The sequence below is a fragment of the Arthrobacter sp. Soil_C_60 genome (assembly GCF_057656375.1).
The window spans coordinates 25385-44050 of the sequence record NZ_JBDGKM010000018.1; the positions used below are offsets into that span (position 1 = coordinate 25385).

Annotated in this window: 25 protein-coding genes and 1 pseudogene; 10 read left to right on the forward strand and 16 right to left on the reverse strand. The window is 62.4% G+C overall.

Annotated elements, in window-relative coordinates; translation table 11 throughout:
• Positions 1-104 precede the first annotated feature (104 nt).
• The gene (locus tag AC3A4M_RS22170; protein ID WP_498738694.1) at positions 105-878 is read left to right on the forward strand and encodes a M50 family metallopeptidase; all 774 of its coding nucleotides are present in this window, start codon (positions 105-107) and stop codon (positions 876-878) included.
• A 41-nt stretch (positions 879-919) separates the two neighbouring features.
• Here the strand turns inward: AC3A4M_RS22170 and AC3A4M_RS22175 are convergent, their stop codons facing one another.
• Both AC3A4M_RS22175 and AC3A4M_RS22180 read right to left on the reverse strand, forming a co-directional pair.
• Positions 920-2011: a substrate-binding domain-containing protein gene (locus tag AC3A4M_RS22175; RefSeq protein WP_498738696.1), complete on the reverse strand. Its 1092-nt coding sequence runs from the start codon at positions 2009-2011 to the stop codon at positions 920-922.
• Positions 2012-2140: 129 nt separating this feature from the next.
• The gene (locus AC3A4M_RS22180) at positions 2141-2479 is read right to left on the reverse strand and encodes a DUF8129 domain-containing protein (protein ID WP_498730729.1); all 339 of its coding nucleotides are present in this window, start codon (positions 2477-2479) and stop codon (positions 2141-2143) included.
• Positions 2480-3360: 881 nt separating this feature from the next.
• Here AC3A4M_RS22180 and AC3A4M_RS22185 point away from each other — a divergent pair.
• Positions 3361-3663 (forward strand): DUF4193 domain-containing protein, encoded by a 303-nt coding sequence (locus AC3A4M_RS22185; RefSeq protein WP_498738698.1) that lies wholly within the window; start codon positions 3361-3363, stop codon positions 3661-3663.
• On the opposite strand, the gene AC3A4M_RS22190 is transcribed toward AC3A4M_RS22185, so the two are convergent.
• From AC3A4M_RS22190 to AC3A4M_RS22205, 4 genes are all read right to left on the reverse strand, one after another.
• Positions 3660-4064: a DUF4440 domain-containing protein gene (locus AC3A4M_RS22190; protein ID WP_498730727.1), complete on the reverse strand. Its 405-nt coding sequence runs from the start codon at positions 4062-4064 to the stop codon at positions 3660-3662. The genes AC3A4M_RS22185 and AC3A4M_RS22190 overlap by 4 nt on opposite strands.
• A gap of 146 nt (positions 4065-4210) precedes the next feature.
• Positions 4211-5029, reverse strand: coding sequence for a family 1 encapsulin nanocompartment shell protein (locus AC3A4M_RS22195; protein ID WP_498738700.1), 819 nt, complete (start codon positions 5027-5029; stop codon positions 4211-4213).
• Positions 5026-5427 carry a ferritin family protein gene (locus tag AC3A4M_RS22200; RefSeq protein ID WP_498738702.1) on the reverse strand — a complete coding sequence of 134 codons (402 nt, stop codon included), beginning with the start codon at positions 5425-5427 and terminating at the stop codon, positions 5026-5028. The genes AC3A4M_RS22195 and AC3A4M_RS22200 overlap by 4 nt, the downstream gene beginning before the upstream one ends.
• A gap of 93 nt (positions 5428-5520) precedes the next feature.
• Positions 5521-5940: a MarR family winged helix-turn-helix transcriptional regulator gene (locus AC3A4M_RS22205; RefSeq protein ID WP_498738703.1), complete on the reverse strand. Its 420-nt coding sequence runs from the start codon at positions 5938-5940 to the stop codon at positions 5521-5523.
• Positions 5941-6068: 128 nt separating this feature from the next.
• Here AC3A4M_RS22205 and AC3A4M_RS22210 point away from each other — a divergent pair, with 128 nt between their 5' ends.
• The 6 genes from AC3A4M_RS22210 to AC3A4M_RS22235 all read left to right on the forward strand — a co-directional run bounded on the left by AC3A4M_RS22210 (position 6069) and on the right by AC3A4M_RS22235 (position 12368).
• Positions 6069-6968, forward strand: coding sequence for a glucose 1-dehydrogenase (locus AC3A4M_RS22210; protein ID WP_498738705.1), 900 nt, complete (start codon positions 6069-6071; stop codon positions 6966-6968).
• Positions 6969-7215: 247 nt separating this feature from the next.
• Entirely contained in the window at positions 7216-7419 is a 204-nt protein-coding gene (locus tag AC3A4M_RS22215; protein ID WP_169991850.1) for a cold-shock protein, read from the forward strand.
• A gap of 174 nt (positions 7420-7593) precedes the next feature.
• Positions 7594-10428 (forward strand): aconitate hydratase, encoded by a 2835-nt coding sequence (locus AC3A4M_RS22220; protein ID WP_498738707.1) that lies wholly within the window; start codon positions 7594-7596, stop codon positions 10426-10428.
• Between the two features lie 4 nt (positions 10429-10432).
• Positions 10433-11185, forward strand: a complete 753-nt coding sequence (locus AC3A4M_RS22225; RefSeq protein WP_498738708.1) for an ANTAR domain-containing protein — start codon at positions 10433-10435, stop codon at positions 11183-11185.
• A 199-nt stretch (positions 11186-11384) separates the two neighbouring features.
• Positions 11385-11849: a DUF4383 domain-containing protein gene (locus AC3A4M_RS22230; protein ID WP_498738710.1), complete on the forward strand. Its 465-nt coding sequence runs from the start codon at positions 11385-11387 to the stop codon at positions 11847-11849.
• Between the two features lie 90 nt (positions 11850-11939).
• On the forward strand, positions 11940-12368 hold the full coding sequence (locus AC3A4M_RS22235) for a hypothetical protein (RefSeq protein WP_498738712.1): 429 nt from the start codon (positions 11940-11942) through the stop codon (positions 12366-12368).
• A 15-nt stretch (positions 12369-12383) separates the two neighbouring features.
• On the opposite strand, the gene AC3A4M_RS22240 is transcribed toward AC3A4M_RS22235, so the two are convergent.
• Entirely contained in the window at positions 12384-12605 is a 222-nt protein-coding gene (locus AC3A4M_RS22240) for a hypothetical protein (protein WP_498730715.1), read from the reverse strand.
• 279 nt (positions 12606-12884) lie between these two features.
• On the opposite strand from AC3A4M_RS22240, the gene AC3A4M_RS22245 reads away from it, so the two are divergent.
• The gene (locus tag AC3A4M_RS22245) at positions 12885-13166 is read left to right on the forward strand and encodes a DUF3040 domain-containing protein (RefSeq protein WP_498738714.1); all 282 of its coding nucleotides are present in this window, start codon (positions 12885-12887) and stop codon (positions 13164-13166) included.
• A gap of 31 nt (positions 13167-13197) precedes the next feature.
• Here AC3A4M_RS22245 and AC3A4M_RS22250 read toward each other — a convergent pair whose 3' ends face one another.
• From AC3A4M_RS22250 to AC3A4M_RS22285, 8 genes are all read right to left on the reverse strand, one after another.
• Entirely contained in the window at positions 13198-13374 is a 177-nt protein-coding gene (locus AC3A4M_RS22250; RefSeq protein ID WP_498730711.1) for a hypothetical protein, read from the reverse strand.
• Between the two features lie 45 nt (positions 13375-13419).
• A complete protein-coding gene (locus AC3A4M_RS22255) occupies positions 13420-13653 on the reverse strand; it encodes a DUF3072 domain-containing protein (RefSeq protein ID WP_498738715.1) in 234 nt (77 codons plus the stop codon).
• 276 nt (positions 13654-13929) lie between these two features.
• On the reverse strand, positions 13930-14067 hold the full coding sequence (locus tag AC3A4M_RS22260; RefSeq protein ID WP_498738717.1) for a hypothetical protein: 138 nt from the start codon (positions 14065-14067) through the stop codon (positions 13930-13932).
• Between the two features lie 30 nt (positions 14068-14097).
• Positions 14098-14964: a phosphatase PAP2 family protein gene (locus AC3A4M_RS22265; protein WP_498738719.1), complete on the reverse strand. Its 867-nt coding sequence runs from the start codon at positions 14962-14964 to the stop codon at positions 14098-14100.
• Complete coding sequence (locus tag AC3A4M_RS22270) at positions 14961-15755, reverse strand: cytochrome c oxidase assembly protein (protein ID WP_498738721.1); 795 nt, start codon at positions 15753-15755, stop codon at positions 14961-14963. Before AC3A4M_RS22270 ends, AC3A4M_RS22265 begins: the two co-directional genes overlap by 4 nt.
• Positions 15748-16212, reverse strand: a complete 465-nt coding sequence (locus tag AC3A4M_RS22275) for a DUF2243 domain-containing protein (RefSeq protein ID WP_498738723.1) — start codon at positions 16210-16212, stop codon at positions 15748-15750. Before AC3A4M_RS22275 ends, AC3A4M_RS22270 begins: the two co-directional genes overlap by 8 nt.
• A gap of 2 nt (positions 16213-16214) precedes the next feature.
• The gene (locus AC3A4M_RS22280) at positions 16215-16391 is read right to left on the reverse strand and encodes a hypothetical protein (RefSeq protein WP_498738725.1); all 177 of its coding nucleotides are present in this window, start codon (positions 16389-16391) and stop codon (positions 16215-16217) included.
• A gap of 380 nt (positions 16392-16771) precedes the next feature.
• Positions 16772-17029: an Rv0909 family putative TA system antitoxin gene (locus tag AC3A4M_RS22285; RefSeq protein WP_498738727.1), complete on the reverse strand. Its 258-nt coding sequence runs from the start codon at positions 17027-17029 to the stop codon at positions 16772-16774.
• A 221-nt stretch (positions 17030-17250) separates the two neighbouring features.
• Here AC3A4M_RS22285 and nicT point away from each other — a divergent pair, with 221 nt between their 5' ends.
• Positions 17251-18321, forward strand: coding sequence for a Nickel transporter NicT (nicT, locus tag AC3A4M_RS22290; protein WP_498738729.1), 1071 nt, complete (start codon positions 17251-17253; stop codon positions 18319-18321).
• Positions 18322-18357: 36 nt separating this feature from the next.
• Here the strand turns inward: nicT and AC3A4M_RS22295 are convergent.
• Positions 18358-18666 (reverse strand): annotated as a pseudogene (locus AC3A4M_RS22295) (hypothetical protein); the annotation flags it as partial.

The window sequence follows — 18666 nt, forward strand, 5'->3', positions numbered from 1 at the left end:
TGTCCCCGTCGTAATCATGCTGGGCTGGCCTGGCTGTTCCCGAACGCCGTCCAGCTTGCCCTGCTACAGTCCGCTTCGGATGCAGTTCGAGAACCAAGGATGAGATGATCAGCACAGCACAAGACGTTCAGGGTTTCGCCGTCGAATGGTGGGGCAGGATTGCCGCGGGTTTCCGGCAAGGCCCCGCGCTGGACGCGCCGGCGATAGAGCTCTTGCTTATTCTGTTGGTGGCCTTGATGCTCTCCGTGCCGCGTGCCACGTGGCGGTACTTCGGGTTGTTCGTCACCGTGGTCCACGAGCTGGGACACGCGTTCGCCGCGCTGACCACCGGGCGGATTGTCAAGGGCATCCACCTGCGCTTCGACCATTCCGGGGCGATGATCAGCCGCGGCTCGGGGAAGGCCGCAGCGGCCTGGACGGGCTTCTGGGGCTATCCGGTTCCCGCCGTCGTCGGGGCCGCGCTGGTGTGGGCCGCTTTCAACGGCTGGTCCTCGCTGGCGCTGTCTGTGAGTGCGGTTCTGCTCCTGGCGACGCTGCTGTTCATCCGGAACGTCCAGGGGGCGGTCATCGCCGTCGGCCTGGCGATCGTATCCCAGCTGATGGTGTTTTTCGCGCCGCCCGCGTTCCTCGGGCATGCGACGTTGGCCATCGGGATTGCGCTGCTGGTCGGGGCAGTTCGGGATTGGCTGAATGTTGTGAGCGTGCACACGCGCCGACGCCAGCTCCTGGGCAACTCCGATGCCTACATTCTGTCCCGGCGCACGGGCCTTCCCTCCGGTGTGTGGCTGGCCGGATTTGCCCTGGTGATTGCCGTTTCCTGCGCCGTGGCGGCGGGGACGGCGTGGTCCGCCGTCGGGCAGTTGGCTTTCGCTATCTGATGCTTGTGGCCGGTCAACCGCAGTCCGGCCGCGGTCGACAGCTACTTGGCCAGCCGGGAAAGTTCAGGGTCATCGGCATAGACTTCCGACGCATTTTCGCGCGTCACCGGTTCCGGCTCCAACAGGAAAGCCGGAACTATCTTGGAGCCGTTGTCGTACGTTTCCGAGTCGGTTGGAGTCGGGTCATCGTCCTGCGCCAGAGCTTTGACGATTGCCGTTGCTTGCCGGGCCAGTGCCTGATCATCTTCGTAAGTGGTGGAGTACTGCTGGTCGTTCATTATGGATTCGACGGCTTCCGCCTCCGAGCCGGTTCCGGTAACCACCGGGAGGTCTTTCCCTGCTTTGTCGACCGCGGCGAGGATGGCCTGGGCCTGCTCATCCGTGGCTGCCAGCACGCCGTGCAGGTCCTGCGAGGCATAGGTGTCAGCGAGCAGCGTCTCCATGCGGGAAGTAACGGCCTCAGGCGTCGCATCTTGTGCGGCCACCTGCTCGAAACCTTGCTGTGTTGAAGGAACGCTGATCGTGCCGTCATCAATCTTCGGTTGGAGGACTCCCATGGCGCCGTCGAAAAATGCCTGCGAGCCCGGCTGGTCCGCGGGGCCGGCAAACAGTTCGATATTGTAGGGGCCCTCGCCTTGATCTGCGGCCAGACCGTCCAATAGCGCCTGGGCCTGCAATTCGCCGGCCTTCGAGTGGTCGTGCGCGACGTAGTACCCGACATTCGGCGTACCGGTGATCAGTGTGTCGTAGGAGATCACGGGTAGTCCAAGTTCGCCGGCGGCTTCGAGTCCGCTGGAGAGCTGTGCCGGGTCGGCTGGGTCGATGATGAGAACTTCCGGGGGGTTCTCCATCATGGTTTTCAATTGCTGAAGCTGTTCCTCCGGGCTTGCTGCCGTCTGAATGTCAGGCTCAAAATTGGCCTCGGTGATGGCGCTATTGATCGCCTGTTCAAGGGTGCCTGAGTCATCGCCGGATAGGAGTACACCAATGGAGGAGCCCGTTTCGAATCCACCCGCGCCTGCTGCCTCGGGTCCGTCCCCCGTGGAGCCTCCGGTGTCCTGCTGGCTGCAGGACGTCAGGACCAATGCCGCCATGGCGACAGCTGCCGACCCGGCTCTTGTCAGTCTGCGCATCTCGTCCACCCTCATTACGACCAGCAAATTAATAAGACTACTTAGTTTTATTTATCACAGACGGCGGGATAGGAAAAGGCATGAGTTCGCCCAAAAAAAGCGGCCGCCCTGTGGCGGCCGCCTGGTTGGTCAGCGAGGCTGTGCGGGATTGGACGGATCTCCCTGTGACGGGGGATTCACGGGCGGCCCCGACGTGGCTGGCGATACGGGAGACCCTGTCTGGTGCCGGGTCACTTCCGGCAGATCCTGTGCTACGGAACCACTGGGTTCTGCGCCGTTCCGCAATGCCTCGATCCGTTGTTCGAGGACCTGGGTGACCGGCAGTCGGTTGCCGTGCTCGCGCTCGTAGGCCAGTAACGTGCTCACACCCTCCTCGTCCAGCGCCGTAATCCGTGTTGGCAACGTGCCGAGGGGGATATGGTCATAGTCGGGCAAGGGGAGTTCGTCATGCTTGGGGGAGTCGTTCATACTTCCTCCTGAGTCGTTGACACCGGAATGAATCGTTCCCCGCCGCCGCTGGTCCGTGAAGCAGGACCGTGGCGGAGGTTCCTATAACCTAACAGCGCGCCGGGCCGAAAGTAAGGGTCCTAGCAGTTCCTTGTTTAGGCCAATTATGTCGGCCATGGTCGGTAGGCTTTTTGTAGGGGCTTGACGCTGTGGGCGGTCAGTGAGGGCATGCATCCCGGGACTGCCTACGAGATGTTCCGCGGTGTTCCGCCGCACGGTTGCGGGTATTCCGACCGCGCAGTTCCGTGACCGGCTCGTCTCGAAGGCCTTCTCCCGCGGACTCTGGGTCATCGCGGTAGACCCGGCCTACACCTCGAAATGGGGGGCGGGCAGCACTGGCTGAACCCGCTCAAGCAAAAGACTCCCATGGCGACCCGGCACCATGCCGCATCCGTCGCCATCGGCAGACGGGGCAGGGACACGCCCTCCGGCGCCGGTCGGACGGACCCCGCACGCGACAGTGGACGCGGGCGGGCCTTCCCTTAGACCATGACACGCCGGGGCTTTCCCCTGCCCTGTGCAATATCCTGCCGTGTACTTCCGTTCGCCGCCCGCGCACGACGCGGTCGGGCCCGCCGGAAAAGACCGGCAGGGGGTCCCCAACACCGTTCGGGGGACGCAACCCGTAGCAACTAAAACGGGTTAGAAAGGAACGGTATAAGCTACCTTGGGCCCGGTGGTTCAGGGGAGCTGCCGGAGGCCCGAACGGCACTAAAATACCCGGGAATTATTCACGCGTTCAGTTCGTTGTGCAGGCGATGTTGAAATTTTCGCCCGAACAGCTAAAATGGGCGCTCACATATAGGTCAAAACCCCAATACCATCAGGAGCACTAAACCCGCATGGCAACCGATTACGACGCACCCCGCAATAAGGACGACGACCAGAGCAACGAGTCCGTGGAAGCGCTGCAGGCGCAGCGCTCCGGTGGTGCAAAGACCGCGCTCATTGACGTCGAGGACTCGGATACCGCTGAGGGCATTGATCTGCCCGGCGCCGATCTTTCCGGCGAAGAGCTTGTTGTCCAGGTCGTTCCGGCACGTGAAGACGAATTCACCTGCTCGTCCTGCTTCCTAGTCCGCCACCGCAGCCAGGTAGCCCGCGAAAAGAACGGCGAACTGTACTGCCGCGATTGCGAAGGCTAAACAGCTTCCTGCGAATCACCCCAAACCCCGTGCTTAGAGCGCGGGGTTTGTTGGTGGAAGGACACTTTCCAGCCGTCATCCCGGCGGACATACAGGGTGCTGACAAGAGCCGAATATTCCGGCTGGCCGTCGCGGTGGGCGGTGACGCCGTAGGTTATGACGGCTGTCTCCGCGGTGGGCCACAAGACCTGGGGGACTTCGAGCCGGAAGTCCGACCAGGGCGCGCCGCTCATGGCCTCGATGGTCAGACTCCGGTCCGTCAGGCGCATCCCGCCGGGCAGCAACATCACCACCTCCGCGTCCAGTATCGCCTGATAGAACTCGGCCGCCGTCTGACCTCCGGATGACAAGGCGATCCAGCCGCGCTCTTCCAGTTCGATCAGTTCATCGCTGGCATCCATGGCTCCCCCTAGATCCGGTAGTGCCAGCACACACTAGCGGAACCCGCTAGTCAACCACTTCGATGACCCCCATCACGCCACGCTCCGCAGCTACCAAGGCATGGTTGACGAACGTGTACCGGCCGGCCTGACAAACAGGCAAGCAGTTAGTCGTTTGCACTCGTCAGATGGATGGCTGCTTCCGGCGTCGCCACCCTGAAACTGAAGGACTGCTCAAGATAGAGGTGGACGTTATCGGCGTCGTGATGGTCATAGCCCACGGAGAGATCCTGCCCGGACTCGAACAGAAAGTCGCCACCGCGCAGGCTCATCACCACTGCACCGCGAACCCCGGGTGCCCACACGATGGGTCCTTCAAGGATCCGGCGAAGATGCTCGGACAGCAGGTAGCCGCCGCGTTCGGCTGTCTCGACCACGGCTGTGTAGTGGCCCGGTCCAAGAGCCAGACCGAAGGGGCCACCGATGCCCGCCTTCAGCAACACCGCGACAGCCTTGGCAATGCGCTTTGGATAGTCGTTGAAATCTTCCACCCGGGGGACCGGCGGATGCGGACTGGCTTCGGTAATCCCCTCGATGCCTGCCTGCTCCCAGCCGTGGAAGACCGCAACGTTCTCCGCACTGGCTATTCGATGGGCTGCCTCGTGCAGGCTGCTCAGATCCACGTCCACTGCGCCGCGGTCATTGTCCAGCAGTTCGGAGCGGGAAACATTGAATTCCGCGCGCATTTCGACCAATGGCAGGACCCGACGTCTGCGGGCAGCAATGCCGTGGTCATCGGTGCCTGGCAGGGGCTCTGTCCTGCCCACGTTGGTGGCCGAGTAGTCCCAGCCGAGCGGCCCAAAGAAATCGACAAGCTTCCTTGCGCCGAGGGCAACGGTCAACCGCTGCTTGGCCTCGGTATCGAGCAGCCGCCAGCCCCCGTCTGTAATAGGGGCGTGTTCGCGCAGGAGATGGTTCATCGTCATGGTCGTGACTCCTTCAGGCTGCCGATTCCCAAGGACGGATCCGAAGCCGCCGTCGTCGGCTTCGCGGCGCTGGCTCCGCTACCTTCAGAGCCGGCCTTTTCGGCGGCTTCGCCATTCGCGACAATATCCCCGTCCCGGAAAAGGATTCCGCGGGCAATCTCCCGCCACACGGGCTTGGCCCGGAAGAGATGCTCAAGCTCCATGCTGAAGTGCTTGTATTCCTCGGTAAGAGAGTTGTTCATGATGTTGCGGGCGGCGGCGTCAGGCTCCACGGAAATGCGCTGCTCGTACCAGCCGATGGCCTCGGCTTCCTCGGTGAGGTTGGCGCACATCCGGGCAAAGGTGCGCGTCTCGGCAGAGAGTTCTCCTGCCGGCTCATGGTATTGGTCAAAGCCCATCAGCAATCCTTCGACGAGTGTCTGCGGAATCTTTGCTCACCTGCCAGCCTATCGGCGCGGCCCGGCCATGACTACCCCGGAATTGCCCGAATGCTAGCCTTCCCAGCCGAGGTTCCGCGCCATCCGTTGCAGCACGTCGATGGTGGCCGAATACTCCTGATCGGAAATGCCTTCGGTGACCTGTTTGCGGTTCCGGTCCACCACATCGCCCAGTAGCGCCAGGCTGTTGCGTCCCAGCTCGGTCAGCGAGTATTTGCCGTCGTCGTCGGTGATCCAATTGCTTTCCAGCAGTTCATCCAAATGCTCGGCCGAGGATTCTTCGGCGGTCTGGCTGAAGAACGGCTTGAGCGATTCGTTCAGCTCCGCGGCCGTGGCGGGTGCCTCCGCCAGCACATTCAAGATCTGCCATTGCCGGCGGGTCACACCATGCTCCTCCACGGTCGCGTCGAACTGCTCGTTGATCAGTCCGTCAACCAGTCTGAGCCAGAATCCAATGGGTCGATTAGCAGCCATGACCCCACCATACAAAGCCACGTCAAGACCCCAAAGGCTAACGACGGCGACGCTTCCCGCCGTCGTTAGCCTTGCTGGGTGTGCGGGTCGGCTTATAGCGTGAAGGCGTACCCATCGAGGAGGACCGGATGAGCAATGAGCCGCAGGAGACGCTGGACAAGGAAAACCCGCGGGAGCCAGCCGTGGATGTGTCCACCGAGACCCAGGAATATCCCGGATTCACCGAGGAGATGGAGCCGCGGCCCGACCACGGCGAAGACAGCTACAAGGGAAATGACCGTTTGAAGGGCAAGAAGGCGCTCATTACCGGCGGCGACTCAGGCATCGGCCGTGCGGTTGCCCTCGCCTTCGCGCGGGAGGGCGCCGACGTCGCTATTTCCTACCTCCGCGAAGAGGAGGAAGACGGCCAGAACTGTCTGGACCTGATCCTGGCCGAAGGGCGCACCGCACTGGGCGTCCCGGGCGACGTGCGGGACGAGGACTATGCGAAGTCCGCCGTGTCCGAGACGATCGACGAGTTGGGCGGCCTGGACATCCTGGTCAACAACGCCGGTTATCATCTCGGCCAGCCCAACGGCATCGAGGATATTACGCCGGACCAGTTGCGCCGGACTTTTGAAACCAATGTCTACGGCACGTTCTGGATGATCCAGGCCGCGCTGCCGCATTTGAAGCCCGGCTCGGTCATCATCAACACCACCTCCATCCAGGGACACCATCCCTCCACAAGCCTGATGGATTACGCGGCCACGAAAGCAGCGCTGAACAACCTGACTTTCAGCCTGGCCGAGCTGCTGGGGGAGAAGGGGATCCGGGTCAACGCCGTTGCGCCCGGTCCTATCTGGACGCCCCTGCAGCCTGCAACTACAACGCCGAAGAAGCTGGCTTCCTTCGGCGACAGGACGCCCTTGGGGCGGGCCGGTCAGCCGGCCGAAGTGGCCGGCGCCTTTGTCTTCCTTGCCTCCAACGATGCCCGCTACGTCTCCGGCGAGATCATTGGGGTGACTGGCGGCATGCATCTGGCCTAAGGGCAGAGGCACGACGTCGGTGGGCCGGGAACGCTGCCGGCCCTCCTTCTGCTTGGGCTTGGAGAAGTGGTCAGTACTGCTCCCAAACCCGTGTACAGTGGAGGAAGTTGTTGTGTTGCGCATTTTGTATTCTGAGCGGCGAACCCATCTGGGCCAGCCGCTTTTTCTGTAGAAGCGGGAAAAGAACGCCGCGACTGAAACTCCCCGACAGTCGGGATGAGTTTCAATCTCAGAAGGATGAATAAAAATGGCTACAGGTACCGTGAAATGGTTCAACGCTGAAAAGGGCTTCGGCTTCATCGAGCCCGAAGACGGCAGTGCCGACGTTTTCGCCCACTTCTCCGCTATCAACTCGGGCGGCTACCGTTCTCTCGACGAGAACCAGAAGGTCAGCTTTGAGACCGAGCAGGGCCCCAAGGGCCCCCAGGCTGTCAATATCCAGGTTGCATAATTTTTGTGATTTGAGGTCCTAGGACCGGTAAGCAGGGCGGGAAGAATTTCCCGCCCTGCTTCTTTTAACCACCGGCTGAGTCGGTTGCCGTCTTCCCGTCCCCGTGTACAAAACTGGGCAGGAGCCATAGCCTAGCTGTAAGTCTGCCCATCGCTGTCGAAGGGAATCTAGGCCATGACTTCTGTAAATACTTTCGGTGCACAAGGCACGTTGAACGCCGCCGGAACCGACTATGAAATCTTCCGGCTCAGTGCCGTGGACGGCGCCGACCGGCTGCCGTTCAGCCTCAAAGTCCTGCTGGAGAACCTGCTCCGGACCGAGGATGGCGCCAACATCACCGCTGGCCATGTCCGGGCTCTGGCCCAGTGGGATCCGGAAGCGGAACCCAGCACGGAAATCCAGTTCACCCCGGCGCGTGTGATCATGCAGGACTTCACCGGCGTTCCCTGTGTGGTGGACCTGGCGACGATGCGCGAGGCGCTGGAAGAACTCGGCGGCGACCCCAAGAAAGTCAATCCGCTGGCACCGGCCGAACTGGTCATTGACCACTCGGTCCAGATCGACGTGTTTGGCAACTCCAGTGCCTTGGAGCGCAACATTGAGATTGAGTACGAGCGCAACGGCGAGCGGTACCAGTTCCTGCGCTGGGGCCAGACGGCTTTCGATGATTTCAAGGTAGTGCCGCCGGGCATGGGCATTGTCCACCAGGTCAACCTGGAGTATCTGGCCCGCACGGTAATGACGCGCGAGGTTGAGACCGGAAACGGCACCGTGCTGCGCGCCTACCCCGATACCTGTGTGGGCACGGACTCGCACACCACCATGGTCAACGGGCTCGGCGTGCTCGGCTGGGGTGTCGGCGGCATCGAGGCCGAGGCTGCCATGCTGGGCCAGCCTGTGTCCATGTTGATTCCGCGGGTTGTCGGCTTCAAATTGACCGGTGAGATTCCGGCCGGAGCCACCGCCACGGACGTTGTCCTCACCATCACCGAGATGCTCCGCGACCACGGCGTCGTCGGGAAGTTCGTGGAGTTCTACGGCGAAGGCGTTGCCGCAGTCCCGTTGGCCAACCGCGCCACCATCGGCAACATGAGTCCGGAATTCGGGTCGACGGCGGCGATGTTCCCGATCGACGACGTGACGCTGGAGTACCTGCGCCTGACCGGGCGTTCCGACGACGACGTTGCCCTGGTGGAGGCCTACACCAAGGAACAGGGGCTGTGGCACGACCCGGCCAAGGAAGTGAAGTATTCGGAGTACCTGGAACTGGACCTGTCCACCGTGGTGCCGTCCATCGCCGGCCCCAAGCGCCCGCAGGACCGAGTGTCGCTGACCAACGCCAAGGCCCAGTTCCACCGGGACCTGGAAAACTACGTCCACCAGAGCGTAGAAGCCCAGGGCGCCACCGTGGACGAGGCCGTGGAGGAATCGTTCCCGGCATCGGACCCGCCCACCTACACGGAGGCTGGCAGCAAGGTCAAGAACACCCCGCACCTGACGGTGACCCGGACCGACCCGGATTCGGGCTGCGCGCACAATCCGGTGGAGGTGTCGATGCCGGACGGCCGCCGGTTCGAACTGGACCACGGTGCCGTGAGCATCGCGTCCATCACCTCCTGCACCAACACCTCGAATCCCTCCGTCATGCTTGCCGCCGCGGTACTGGCACGCAATGCCGTGCAGAAGGGGCTGGCCTCCAAGCCTTGGGTCAAAACCTCCGTGGCGCCGGGCTCCAAGGTGGTCACCGACTACTACGAGAAATCCGGACTGACGCCGTACCTGGAGAAGCTGGGCTTCTACCTGGTGGGCTACGGCTGCACCACCTGCATCGGCAACTCAGGCCCGCTGGAAGAGGAGATCTCGCAGGCCATCGCCCACAATGACCTGGCCGTTTCCGCTGTCCTCTCCGGAAACCGCAACTTTGAAGGCCGGATCAACCCGGACGTGAAGATGAACTACCTGGCCTCGCCGCCGCTGGTGGTCGCCTATGCCCTTGCCGGCACCATGGACTTCGACTTCGAGGACGATCCGCTGGGCCAGGACGAGGACGGCAAGGATGTTTTCCTCAAGGACATCTGGCCCGACCCGCTGGAGGTCCAGCGCATTATCGATTCCTCGATCGACGAAGACATGTTCACCTCCAGCTACAGCACGATTTTCGACGGCGACGAACGCTGGCGCTCGCTGCCCACGCCGGAGGGCGCCACCTTCGCATGGGACGAACAGTCCACCTACGTGCGCAAGCCACCGTACTTCGAGGGCATGCAGGCCGAGCCCCAGCCGGTGGAAGATGTGGCCGGGGCCCGGGTCCTGCTCAAACTCGGCGATTCGGTAACCACGGACCACATCTCTCCCGCGGGGTCCTTCAAGTCGGATACTCCGGCGGGCAAGTACCTGCTCGAGCACGGCGTGCAGCGCAAGGACTTCAACTCCTACGGTTCCCGCCGCGGCAACCACGAGGTGATGATCCGCGGTACCTTCGCCAACATCCGAATCAAGAACCAGTTGCTGGACGGCGTCGAAGGCGGGTTCACCCGGGACTTCAGCCAGGGCGGCGCGCCACAGGCCTCCGTTTACGAAGCCTCGATGAACTACCAGGCTGCTGGCACACCGCTGGTAGTCCTGGCTGGCAAGGAGTACGGGTCCGGTTCCTCACGCGACTGGGCCGCCAAGGGCACGGCGCTGCTGGGGGTGAAGGCCGTCATCGCCGAAAGCTTCGAGCGGATCCACCGTTCCAACCTGATCGGCATGGGCGTACTCCCGCTGCAGTTCCCCAAGGGGGAGACCGCGGAGTCGCTGGGCCTGACGGGCACCGAGACGTTCGCCATCGAGGGTGTCACGGAGCTCAACAACGGCTCGGCGCCGAGGACCGTCCGGGTGACCGCCACGGCCGAGGACGGGACAACCAGAGAGTTCGACGCCGACCTGCGCATCGATACTCCGGGTGAGGCCGACTATTACCGGCACGGCGGCATCCTGCAGTACGTCCTGCGGCAACTGGCGGGGTAAGTCTGTGGTGGACGGAGACAACAAGGACCATGGGACTGAGGATGTCTCCGTCCACGAGTACCTTCAGGACCTCGTGCTGGACAGTGAAGATGTTGGGGAGTTCCTCAACGAATTCGCGCGTTTCGCCGCCAAGAGCTTGTCCGGATCGGAATCGGAGATCCTCTGTGGTGTGACGCTCCTGCGGCGGAAATCGGCCGCAACCGTTGCCAGCAGCAGCGAACACGCCAAGAACATGGATGAAATCCAGTACCAGTTCGGGGACGGGCCCTGCCTTCGCGCCGCCAGGCTCAAGGAAACAATCTATGTAGCCGACATTGAATCGGACGACCGTTGGCATGACTATGCGGACGCAGTGCTAGAGCACGGGATCCGCTCGGTGCTGGCGGTCCCCATACCCTTGGACGGGGACGCAAATGCCGGGCTCAATCTGTATTCGCACGTAGTCGATAATTTCGACGAAGAGGCGATAAAGGCAGCGGAGACATTTGCCGGACAGGCTTCCAAAGGTTTGTCCCTGTCTGTGCGCCTCACCCAGCAGGCGGAAACCGCGGCGCATCTCAAGGCTGCGATGGAGTCCCGTACGACGATAGACCTCGCCGTCGGCATCATCATGGGGCAGAACCGCTGCAGCCAGGACAGGGCCTTCGAGATCCTGCGGTCCGCCTCGAGCAGCCGGAACATCAAACTCCGCGACATAGCCGCCGGCATAGTCGCGTCAATCGGGCAAAGCGATCCCGCCACACACTTCGACCCGTAGGTTCTGGTCTAGTGAAGGACTTAGGCCTGCATTGCTCCGCGGCGTGCCCAGCGGTGCCCTGGAAATCCGTGCCCTGAATGTTATGGTCGTTTCTCCACAAAAATACTAAGTTGCCTTAGCATTAGGGGAGAGCGTAGCTCGGCGTGAATCAAACATTGCGGTCAATCAGGACCGCAACAGGACAGATTGGAACGACGCAATGACCGCATCATCAGGCCGCGTTGAAGCCCGCGGCAACGAAAAAACCAATGTGCAGAAGGCCGCGATGGCCGTCGGAGCCGTATTCCTGTTGGTCGGCATTCTGGGGTTCATCCCCGGCATCACGACCAACTACGACCAGATGTCCTTCGCCGGCCATGAATCGGAGTCCATGCTTCTAGGCGTTTTCCAGGTCTCCATTCTCCATAACATCGTCCACCTGCTCTTCGGCATCGGCGGCATTGTCATGGCGAAGAGTATTTCGGGCGCCCGCAACTACCTGATCTGGGGCGGGGCCGTTTACCTGGTCCTGTGGCTGTACGGCTTGATCATCGGACACGAAACCGCCGCCAATTTCGTCCCGGTCAATACCGCGGACAACTGGCTGCACTTCGTCCTGGGGGTTGCCATGATCGCCCTCGGCGTCCTGCTCACCCGCAACCGCTCAACCGTCCGGCACACCTAGTCCCATCGAAGAACAAGCGGAGCCGCTCGGAAGTGATGGCAGTGCTGACGGTGCTGCCATCACTTCTTGCTGGCCGGCGAAAGGTGCATCATGAAGAGATCCCGGCTGGCGGTGGCTCATGGCCTGTTCAACATGGCGGCAGGTCTCTGGCCGTTGCTGCACTACCGCAGTTTCGAGACGGTGTCAGGTCCTAAAGTTGACGCCTGGCTGGTCAAATGCGTGGGCGGCCTGGCTGTCGGCGCGGGCTACGCCCAGCTGCGCGGCCGGACGTCACCGGAAGGGCTGGCCGCAGCCCGGCGAATCGGGGTGGGAACGGCGGGGACTTTCGCTGCGGTCGATCTGGTCTACGGCGGCACCGGGCGCATCAGCGGCGTGTATCTGCTTGATGCGGTTGTGGAAGCAATGTGGCTGCGGGCTTGGGCGAAGGATCTGATGGTCGAACGCTACGACTGTCCCGCCAGGCCGATCGACCAACGACGGCGGATCGGCCCGGCTTCCGTTCTGGATGTCCCGTCTTAGGAAAGGCGGCTTCAGCTAGCCAGGGAACTGCACGTAGGGCGCGTCCCCGTCGCCGTCGTTGTCGGTATCGCCGAACGCCTTCTTTTCCAGCTCTTCCGCCTTCTCCGGATCTCCGCCGTGCGCGCGGTCCTCGTCCTGCTCAAGCCGGCGGGCTCCGCCTTCGGTGTCGTCCTGGTTGCCAATAATCCCGTCCGATGCGTTGTTGGGGGCCTCGGTATTCGGGTTTTCTTCAGACATGTTCTGCCTTCTTTCCTTCGGCTGAGTGGTCTGCGGTTGGGCCTGTACTCCCAGACTAGGCAGGCCCAACAAGCCTGCCAAGGGCTCTTCCGGGACCGGCCGGAATGAGTTTTGTTACGCGGCTTCGACGCATGGCGATGTCCGTTGCTCCGCGGGGTGAATTTTCGTACTCTTATTCCGACCAAAAGCTTGGTCATCGGCCTCTAATGGGAGAGAAGCCAATGAAGTACCACACGCAACGATGCGTACGTCTCGACTTTGCAGAAGTCGGAGACGACCATGACGCTTTCTGACTACGAGCGTCAGCAGCTGTTCCTGCTTGAGCAGCAGCTCAGGGCGGATGATCCGGCCCTGGTGCAAACCCTGTCCCTCGCTCCGGCTCCGGCCGTTCCCCACCGCACCCTTGTAGCCGGCTGGCTGCTGGTGCTTTGCGGAGCGACTGCGGTGCTGTGGGGAGCGTACGCCAGCTTTGTCGGAGCGGCCGTTGTCGGCCTGCTGTTCGTCGCGGCCGGTTTGTACTGGGCAGAGAATCCCGGCAGCAGGAAACTCAGAAGAATGTAATCTCTTTCGGGTTCGCTCAGGAATCCGTCCGTCAGGCCTTTGCGGAGTCCGCGTCCGGCTCGTCCGGCCTTTGTCCTTGTTCGGTGTCAACGCCCTCGGCTGGTGCCTGCGGGTGCTGGCCGGAATCGGTGGGCCGCTGCGGGCGTTCGCCTTCGGCTGGCATCTCGCTGTGCTCGCGGGGTTCGTTGCCGGACTCGGTTTCCGTCATGCTGTCCTCCTGGTTGCGGTGCCTCGCGCGGGCTCCTGGCGTTGCTTACTGGTCCTTAGAGAGCCGGTTGCTGGATTTCTGCAACCGGTCGATGTGCTCCGATGCTTCGGCCTTGGTCAGATCGGCGGTAAGTTCCTCTCCGGCCTCGCGGGCCAGTGTATCCAGGTAGCTGCGTTGGGCTTCGGTCATCGGTTCATCGCCGGTGACCCATTCCTCCGGATCCCTGTTGATGTCCCCGCCGGATTCCGGAGTCGGGCTGCCAAGGGTTTCTTCTGCCATGGGTGCTCCAATCTCGCTGTTGCGCGTGCCGGTGTGCGTGCGCGAAGTATTTGTACAGCAGGACGACATTGCGCATGCCCTGGAAAGAGAAGCGCCTCCCGGAGTTCAACGCTGAACAGCTTGGCCAGCATGCGCGGCTGGCCGAGGAATGTCTTGCCGCTCGGATTCCTCTGGTTCGTTTCCGTCCAAGCCATACTTCCCCATGCTCCCACCGGGCGTGGAGCCTGTCACGGGGACAGGGGGAATCGGCCTACCTGCTTGGGCCCTGAGCCGCTGTTAATCGTCGGTGTCGGGGCCCTCCGCGGCGTCCTGTGAATGCGGATGGGCGACGTACGGGATCTGCTCCAGCTCTCCTTCGACAGCATCTTCGCTGTGCCGGCGGTCGTTCTCCTGCGGAAATACTGGTGTTGTCATGGCTGCTGTCCTCCAGCGGGCGCGCCCGTCTCACGTGGGCGGGCTGATGCTTCCACCGTACTCCCGCGCCGGAACCAGTTCCACCCCTGCCGGTCCGCCGCGGGCCCTGCGGTACCGGACGGTCAGGAACAGCCGGTGGATCGTGATGACGGCGGCAAGCCAAGCGATGCCCAGCGTCCACGCGACCAGGACATCAGTAAACCAATGGTGGCCCAGGAAGACCCGGCTCAGCCCCATGGCGAGGGCGAAAAGTGCTGCGCCCGCGATGGTCAGCGTGCGGGTGCGCTTCGATTGCTGCTTTAGGACCAGCAGGTAGGCGACGATGCCGGCGATGACGATCGAGTTGAGCGAGTGGCCGCTGGGAAAAGACGGCGAATGCTCGAAAGGCGCCACCGCCGAGGAAAGCGGCGGCCGGGTACGCCCGATCAGCTCTTTCCCGGCAATGGTCATCAACAGGGAACCGCCGGCCGCCGCGACCATGAGAACCAAGGGCGTCCAGGATCTTCGCTGAAGCGTCAGCGCGAGAAGTGCCAGGGCTGCCAGAACCGTCATGCCGATGCCGCCGCCGAGATTCGTAAAGGCCGTCATCGCCGCGTTGGCTTCCGGCGACCGTAGAGTCACAGCGGTGTCCAGTAGTGGTTGGTCCAGCGCGGCGACGCCGTCGGATTCGGCAACGGCTTCGTACACTTCGGCCGAAAGAGCAGTCAGTGCCGTGGCAATAATGGCACCGGCCGCAAGCGTGATGATGAGCGCGGTATGCGGACCGAGCAGGCGGCTGGCCCATTCCATCGCGCGGGCGAAAAACCGTCCTACCGGCGTCTTCCACCGCGTGAGATCCTTGCTGCCGACAAAACGATCCTCTGCCAGCTCCGGCGGCTTGTGCCGCTCGGCCGTCATACTGCCGGCCCTGTGCTGGAACTGCGGACGACGACGGCAGGAACCTTGCGTGCGCCGGTGCGGTACCACTGGTGCCACAGCAGGATAATGAGTGCCAGTTCAACCGAGCCGCCGGCGTAGTACATAAGTTGGCCTCCAATTTCTGCCTCGCCGGTAGGGACTCCGGCTGGCGGCATGGCGTACAGGCTCTTGGCCAATACGTTGTGTGCAGCGATGGTCGCGACCAGCACAGCGCACCGGTAGCCATGCTTCGGACGATGCGGAGCCGGATCCCGCCCCACCATTGCTGCGGCAAAAAGGTAGCCGGCAGCCAGCACGTGGCCCATGACCAGCCAGTGGATAAGGACGGAGTCCTGCATGCCCTGGTAAAGGTCCGTCCGGTACATCACCCACATGCCGCCCACATTCAGCACCGCGGCAACGGATGGATCGGTCAGAACTTGTGCGGGCTTGCTCTTGAGCAACGCGGACAGCTGCCGGGCCGGAACCACCTCCAGCGTGCGCAACGCCAAGGTGATCGGCCGGGACAATACAAGGAACAACGGCGCCACCATGCCGGCCAGCAGATGGGCGCCGACGTTCGCGGTGAAATCCTGATGGCTGAGCACCGCGAAGGGACCTACAAAGGTTGAAGCGGCGGTGAGCACGCCGAGAACGAAGCAGGCCGAGCGGCGCTTCGGCCACGCTCCGGCTATCCGTGGGGAAGCGGCCGAGAAGAGGTACGCGGCGACTGCGACCAGCGCCGGCAGGAAGAGCGCCGCTTCGGGCAGGAAGCCGCCGTGCTCATGCATCGTTCTCCAGACTGTCCCGGGCAGCCCGGCCGCGGAACAGCAGAACCGCGCCGGCCACCATCACCAGGACTGCGGTTACATTCCAGCCTATGTCGTAGGGCAGCAGGTCTACGTCGTAGCGGATCTGATGCAGGCCCAGCAATTTGTGCTGGACCAGGCCGTCGTACAGTTGGAATGCTCCGGCCCCGATGAGCCCTGCACCCGCCCACAGCCGGCGGCGCAGCTCGTGTCGCCGTCGTAAATCAGCGAATAGGAACAATCCGGCGATCGTGGCGAACCAGCTGAAGGCATGGAACACGCCGTCCGAAACGAGTCCGGCCGCTGTGGTGCCGCGGTCGTAGAAATGATGCCAATGCAGGAGCTGGTGGAAAACCACCTCGTCCAGAAAGGCGATGACGCCCAACCCGAAGAGCAGCCCGGAAATGACGTTCCTCCGCCGGGCTGCAGGAGTTCGCATGCTCAGTCCTGCTGGTTCCGTTTCAGCGGATCTTGCTCCTCGGTTGAATCGGCGAGTGCGTCCTCTGGCTTGCGATCGGCTGCGGGGTCGCCGCTGCCGACGTAGCCTGCGGGAACTGCACCCCCGGCTTGGGTCTGCTGCTCATCGCGGATGTTGTCCGGGCGGGCCTTATCATTCATGCAGGTTCCTCGAGGGTGAAGCCGCATTCGCAGCGGTACGTCGTCACCGGATGTCGCTCGGCTATTGCGGGGCGCACTGCGGCACCTGAAGGTTCCGCCCCGACCAGCAGAGGTTCGGTGACGGAGAGGCGATCGGCATCGATCACCTGCATGGGCCTGCGGCAGTGCACCCTGTTTCGCATCGTGTGAAGCAGCGATGCGTCCGCGGGAAGGAACTGTGCGAGTGAAGGTGCGCTAAAGGTCGACGGTACTGCGTTCGGTCTGTCAATCATGCTTTCGTTCGTGCCTTCCAAATTTGGGTACCACTAAAGCCAAGCATGCTTATTGTGGCGAAGGCAAGCTCAAAGCGGCACCTGTGGATATGCTATGCCGACGCTTGACTATGCTGACGGCTTATTTCCACCAAGTCCGGGATTGCCGTTGTTGTCCCCTCCGTTGATACGCTTCCTGGCTTCATGGCGGGCGCGCTGGATCTTGTCGGTGTGCTTGCCCTTGGTCGCTTTGTCCGCGGCGTCGGCGGCCCGCTCAACCAGTTTGGCTCCCGCCTGCTTTGTCTTGGGGTTCTGCAGCGCCTGCCTGACCTTCGGGTTGCGTGCTAGCTCTTGGGCGATCTTGCCGAACTTGCTGAATCCTGCCATGGGATGTGCCTGCTTTCGTTGACTCTTCGCCACGCACCTCTTCCAACAGGATGCGCAGTCCTCCAGCCCCACATCCTAGACAAAGAGTCTGGGGAGTTTCTGTGTATAGGGAATTTGCCGGCCTATTGACACAGCAGACGGGACCTCTGCATTCTGGGCGGACGTGCTCCATTGATGTTCCATAGTCGAAGCCGTCATGCGGCCAGAGTGGCAGGACAATCGTGAAACGTGACCTCCGGAGACAGGCGACAGGAACCCGGCGCAGTATTTTGCTCATGGCCGTGGTGATTGCGTTTCTGCTGGTCGCCGGGTGGGGCATGTTCTTCGCCGTCGTCCTACCTGGGCAGTACGAACTTGCCGACCAAGCACCTTTTGGGCTCGGGCTGGCATTTACTGCTTTCATTCTCGGGGCGCGCCACGCATTCGATGCCGACCATATTGCGGCGGTGGATAACACCACACGCAAGCTGGTGGGGGAGGGCCGCCGGCCGGTGTCCGTGGGGTTCTGGTTCGCGTTGGGCCATTCGACTGTTGTGATCGTTGCCGTGGCGCTGCTGGCCGCCGGACTGAATCTGTTGGCCGACCAGATCTCCGACGACGATTCGGTGCTTGCCTCCATCACCGGACTCTGGGGCGTTGTCGTCTGCGGGCTGTTCCTGCTGCTGATCGGCTCCCTGAACCTGTATTCGTTCGTCGGTATCGCCAGGGTTTTCCGCCAACTACGGAGCGGCGAATACAACGAGGCGCAGATGGAGGAACTGTTGCAAAACCGCGGCCTCCTCAATCGCATTCTGGGGCCGTTGGCCCGTCAGATCGATCGGCCCTGGAAGATGTATCCCATCGGTTTGCTGTTCGGACTGGGCTTCGATACAGCCACAACGATCGGACTGTTTGTCATCGGCAGCAGCGCCGCCCTGGCCGCACCGTGGTATGTGGTCCTCGTCCTGCCGGTTCTGTTCACCGCCGGCATGACGCTATTCGACACGCTCGATGGCATTTTCATGCACCGGGCCTATCAATGGGCATATGCCCGCCCGATCCGGAAGGTGTACTACAACCTCATGGTTACCGGCATGTCCGTCGTCGTAGCCTTTCTGGTCGGCGGGGTAGGGCTGCTGGGACTGCTGGCAGAGAAAATCCCGTTGCAGAGCGGTCCCCTTGCCTGGGTGGCTTCGGTGAATCTGGACAACTTCGGCTTCATGATCTGCGGGCTGTTCGCGGTGACCTGGCTGTCCGCCGTCGCGTACTGGAAACTGGGCAAAGTCGAGGCCCGTTACTCGCTGCCGGACTGATCGGCTATATTAGCCGCGGCCACCCGGGGAATCATGTCAAGATGCCCGCTTCGATTGATTCGTGGAATCATTTGATTTTGCCCGGATAGCCGGCCTGGGCTTTGGTCCTTGTTTAGATGTGGTGAGGGTCAGCAGTTCGGCCGTGAGGGCCTGGACCTGGCGTTGGATGGCCGCCGGATTCAGCGGCTCGTTTTCCTTGGCCAGCCGTGTCTTCACTCTCTTGGCGACAGCCGCGGTATCGGCCAGGACGCGCTGGTACGGCGTGGCAGGCTTGTCGTATTTCTTGGTGGTCTTCGCGCCGATGCGTTCCTTGGAAACGAGTTTCTGCTGCGGCGCGAAATGGTT

Coding starts and splice junctions, on each gene's coding strand:
- AC3A4M_RS22170 (WP_498738694.1), top strand. CDS start 105: ATGATCAGCACAGCACAAGACGTTCAGGGTTTCGCCGTCGAATGGTGG.
- AC3A4M_RS22175 (WP_498738696.1), bottom strand. CDS start 2,011: ATGCGCAGACTGACAAGAGCCGGGTCGGCAGCTGTCGCCATGGCGGCA.
- AC3A4M_RS22180 (WP_498730729.1), bottom strand. CDS start 2,479: ATGAACGACTCCCCCAAGCATGACGAACTCCCCTTGCCCGACTATGAC.
- AC3A4M_RS22185 (WP_498738698.1), top strand. CDS start 3,361: ATGGCAACCGATTACGACGCACCCCGCAATAAGGACGACGACCAGAGC.
- AC3A4M_RS22190 (WP_498730727.1), bottom strand. CDS start 4,064: ATGGATGCCAGCGATGAACTGATCGAACTGGAAGAGCGCGGCTGGATC.
- AC3A4M_RS22195 (WP_498738700.1), bottom strand. CDS start 5,029: ATGACGATGAACCATCTCCTGCGCGAACACGCCCCTATTACAGACGGG.
- AC3A4M_RS22200 (WP_498738702.1), bottom strand. CDS start 5,427: ATGGGCTTTGACCAATACCATGAGCCGGCAGGAGAACTCTCTGCCGAG.
- AC3A4M_RS22205 (WP_498738703.1), bottom strand. CDS start 5,940: ATGGCTGCTAATCGACCCATTGGATTCTGGCTCAGACTGGTTGACGGA.
- AC3A4M_RS22210 (WP_498738705.1), top strand. CDS start 6,069: ATGAGCAATGAGCCGCAGGAGACGCTGGACAAGGAAAACCCGCGGGAG.
- AC3A4M_RS22215 (WP_169991850.1), top strand. CDS start 7,216: ATGGCTACAGGTACCGTGAAATGGTTCAACGCTGAAAAGGGCTTCGGC.
- AC3A4M_RS22220 (WP_498738707.1), top strand. CDS start 7,594: ATGACTTCTGTAAATACTTTCGGTGCACAAGGCACGTTGAACGCCGCC.
- AC3A4M_RS22230 (WP_498738710.1), top strand. CDS start 11,385: ATGACCGCATCATCAGGCCGCGTTGAAGCCCGCGGCAACGAAAAAACC.
- AC3A4M_RS22235 (WP_498738712.1), top strand. CDS start 11,940: ATGAAGAGATCCCGGCTGGCGGTGGCTCATGGCCTGTTCAACATGGCG.
- AC3A4M_RS22240 (WP_498730715.1), bottom strand. CDS start 12,605: ATGTCTGAAGAAAACCCGAATACCGAGGCCCCCAACAACGCATCGGAC.
- AC3A4M_RS22245 (WP_498738714.1), top strand. CDS start 12,885: ATGACGCTTTCTGACTACGAGCGTCAGCAGCTGTTCCTGCTTGAGCAG.
- AC3A4M_RS22250 (WP_498730711.1), bottom strand. CDS start 13,374: ATGACGGAAACCGAGTCCGGCAACGAACCCCGCGAGCACAGCGAGATG.
- AC3A4M_RS22255 (WP_498738715.1), bottom strand. CDS start 13,653: ATGGCAGAAGAAACCCTTGGCAGCCCGACTCCGGAATCCGGCGGGGAC.
- AC3A4M_RS22260 (WP_498738717.1), bottom strand. CDS start 14,067: ATGACAACACCAGTATTTCCGCAGGAGAACGACCGCCGGCACAGCGAA.
- AC3A4M_RS22265 (WP_498738719.1), bottom strand. CDS start 14,964: ATGACGGCCGAGCGGCACAAGCCGCCGGAGCTGGCAGAGGATCGTTTT.
- AC3A4M_RS22270 (WP_498738721.1), bottom strand. CDS start 15,755: ATGCATGAGCACGGCGGCTTCCTGCCCGAAGCGGCGCTCTTCCTGCCG.
- AC3A4M_RS22275 (WP_498738723.1), bottom strand. CDS start 16,212: ATGCGAACTCCTGCAGCCCGGCGGAGGAACGTCATTTCCGGGCTGCTC.
- AC3A4M_RS22280 (WP_498738725.1), bottom strand. CDS start 16,391: ATGAATGATAAGGCCCGCCCGGACAACATCCGCGATGAGCAGCAGACC.
- AC3A4M_RS22285 (WP_498738727.1), bottom strand. CDS start 17,029: ATGGCAGGATTCAGCAAGTTCGGCAAGATCGCCCAAGAGCTAGCACGC.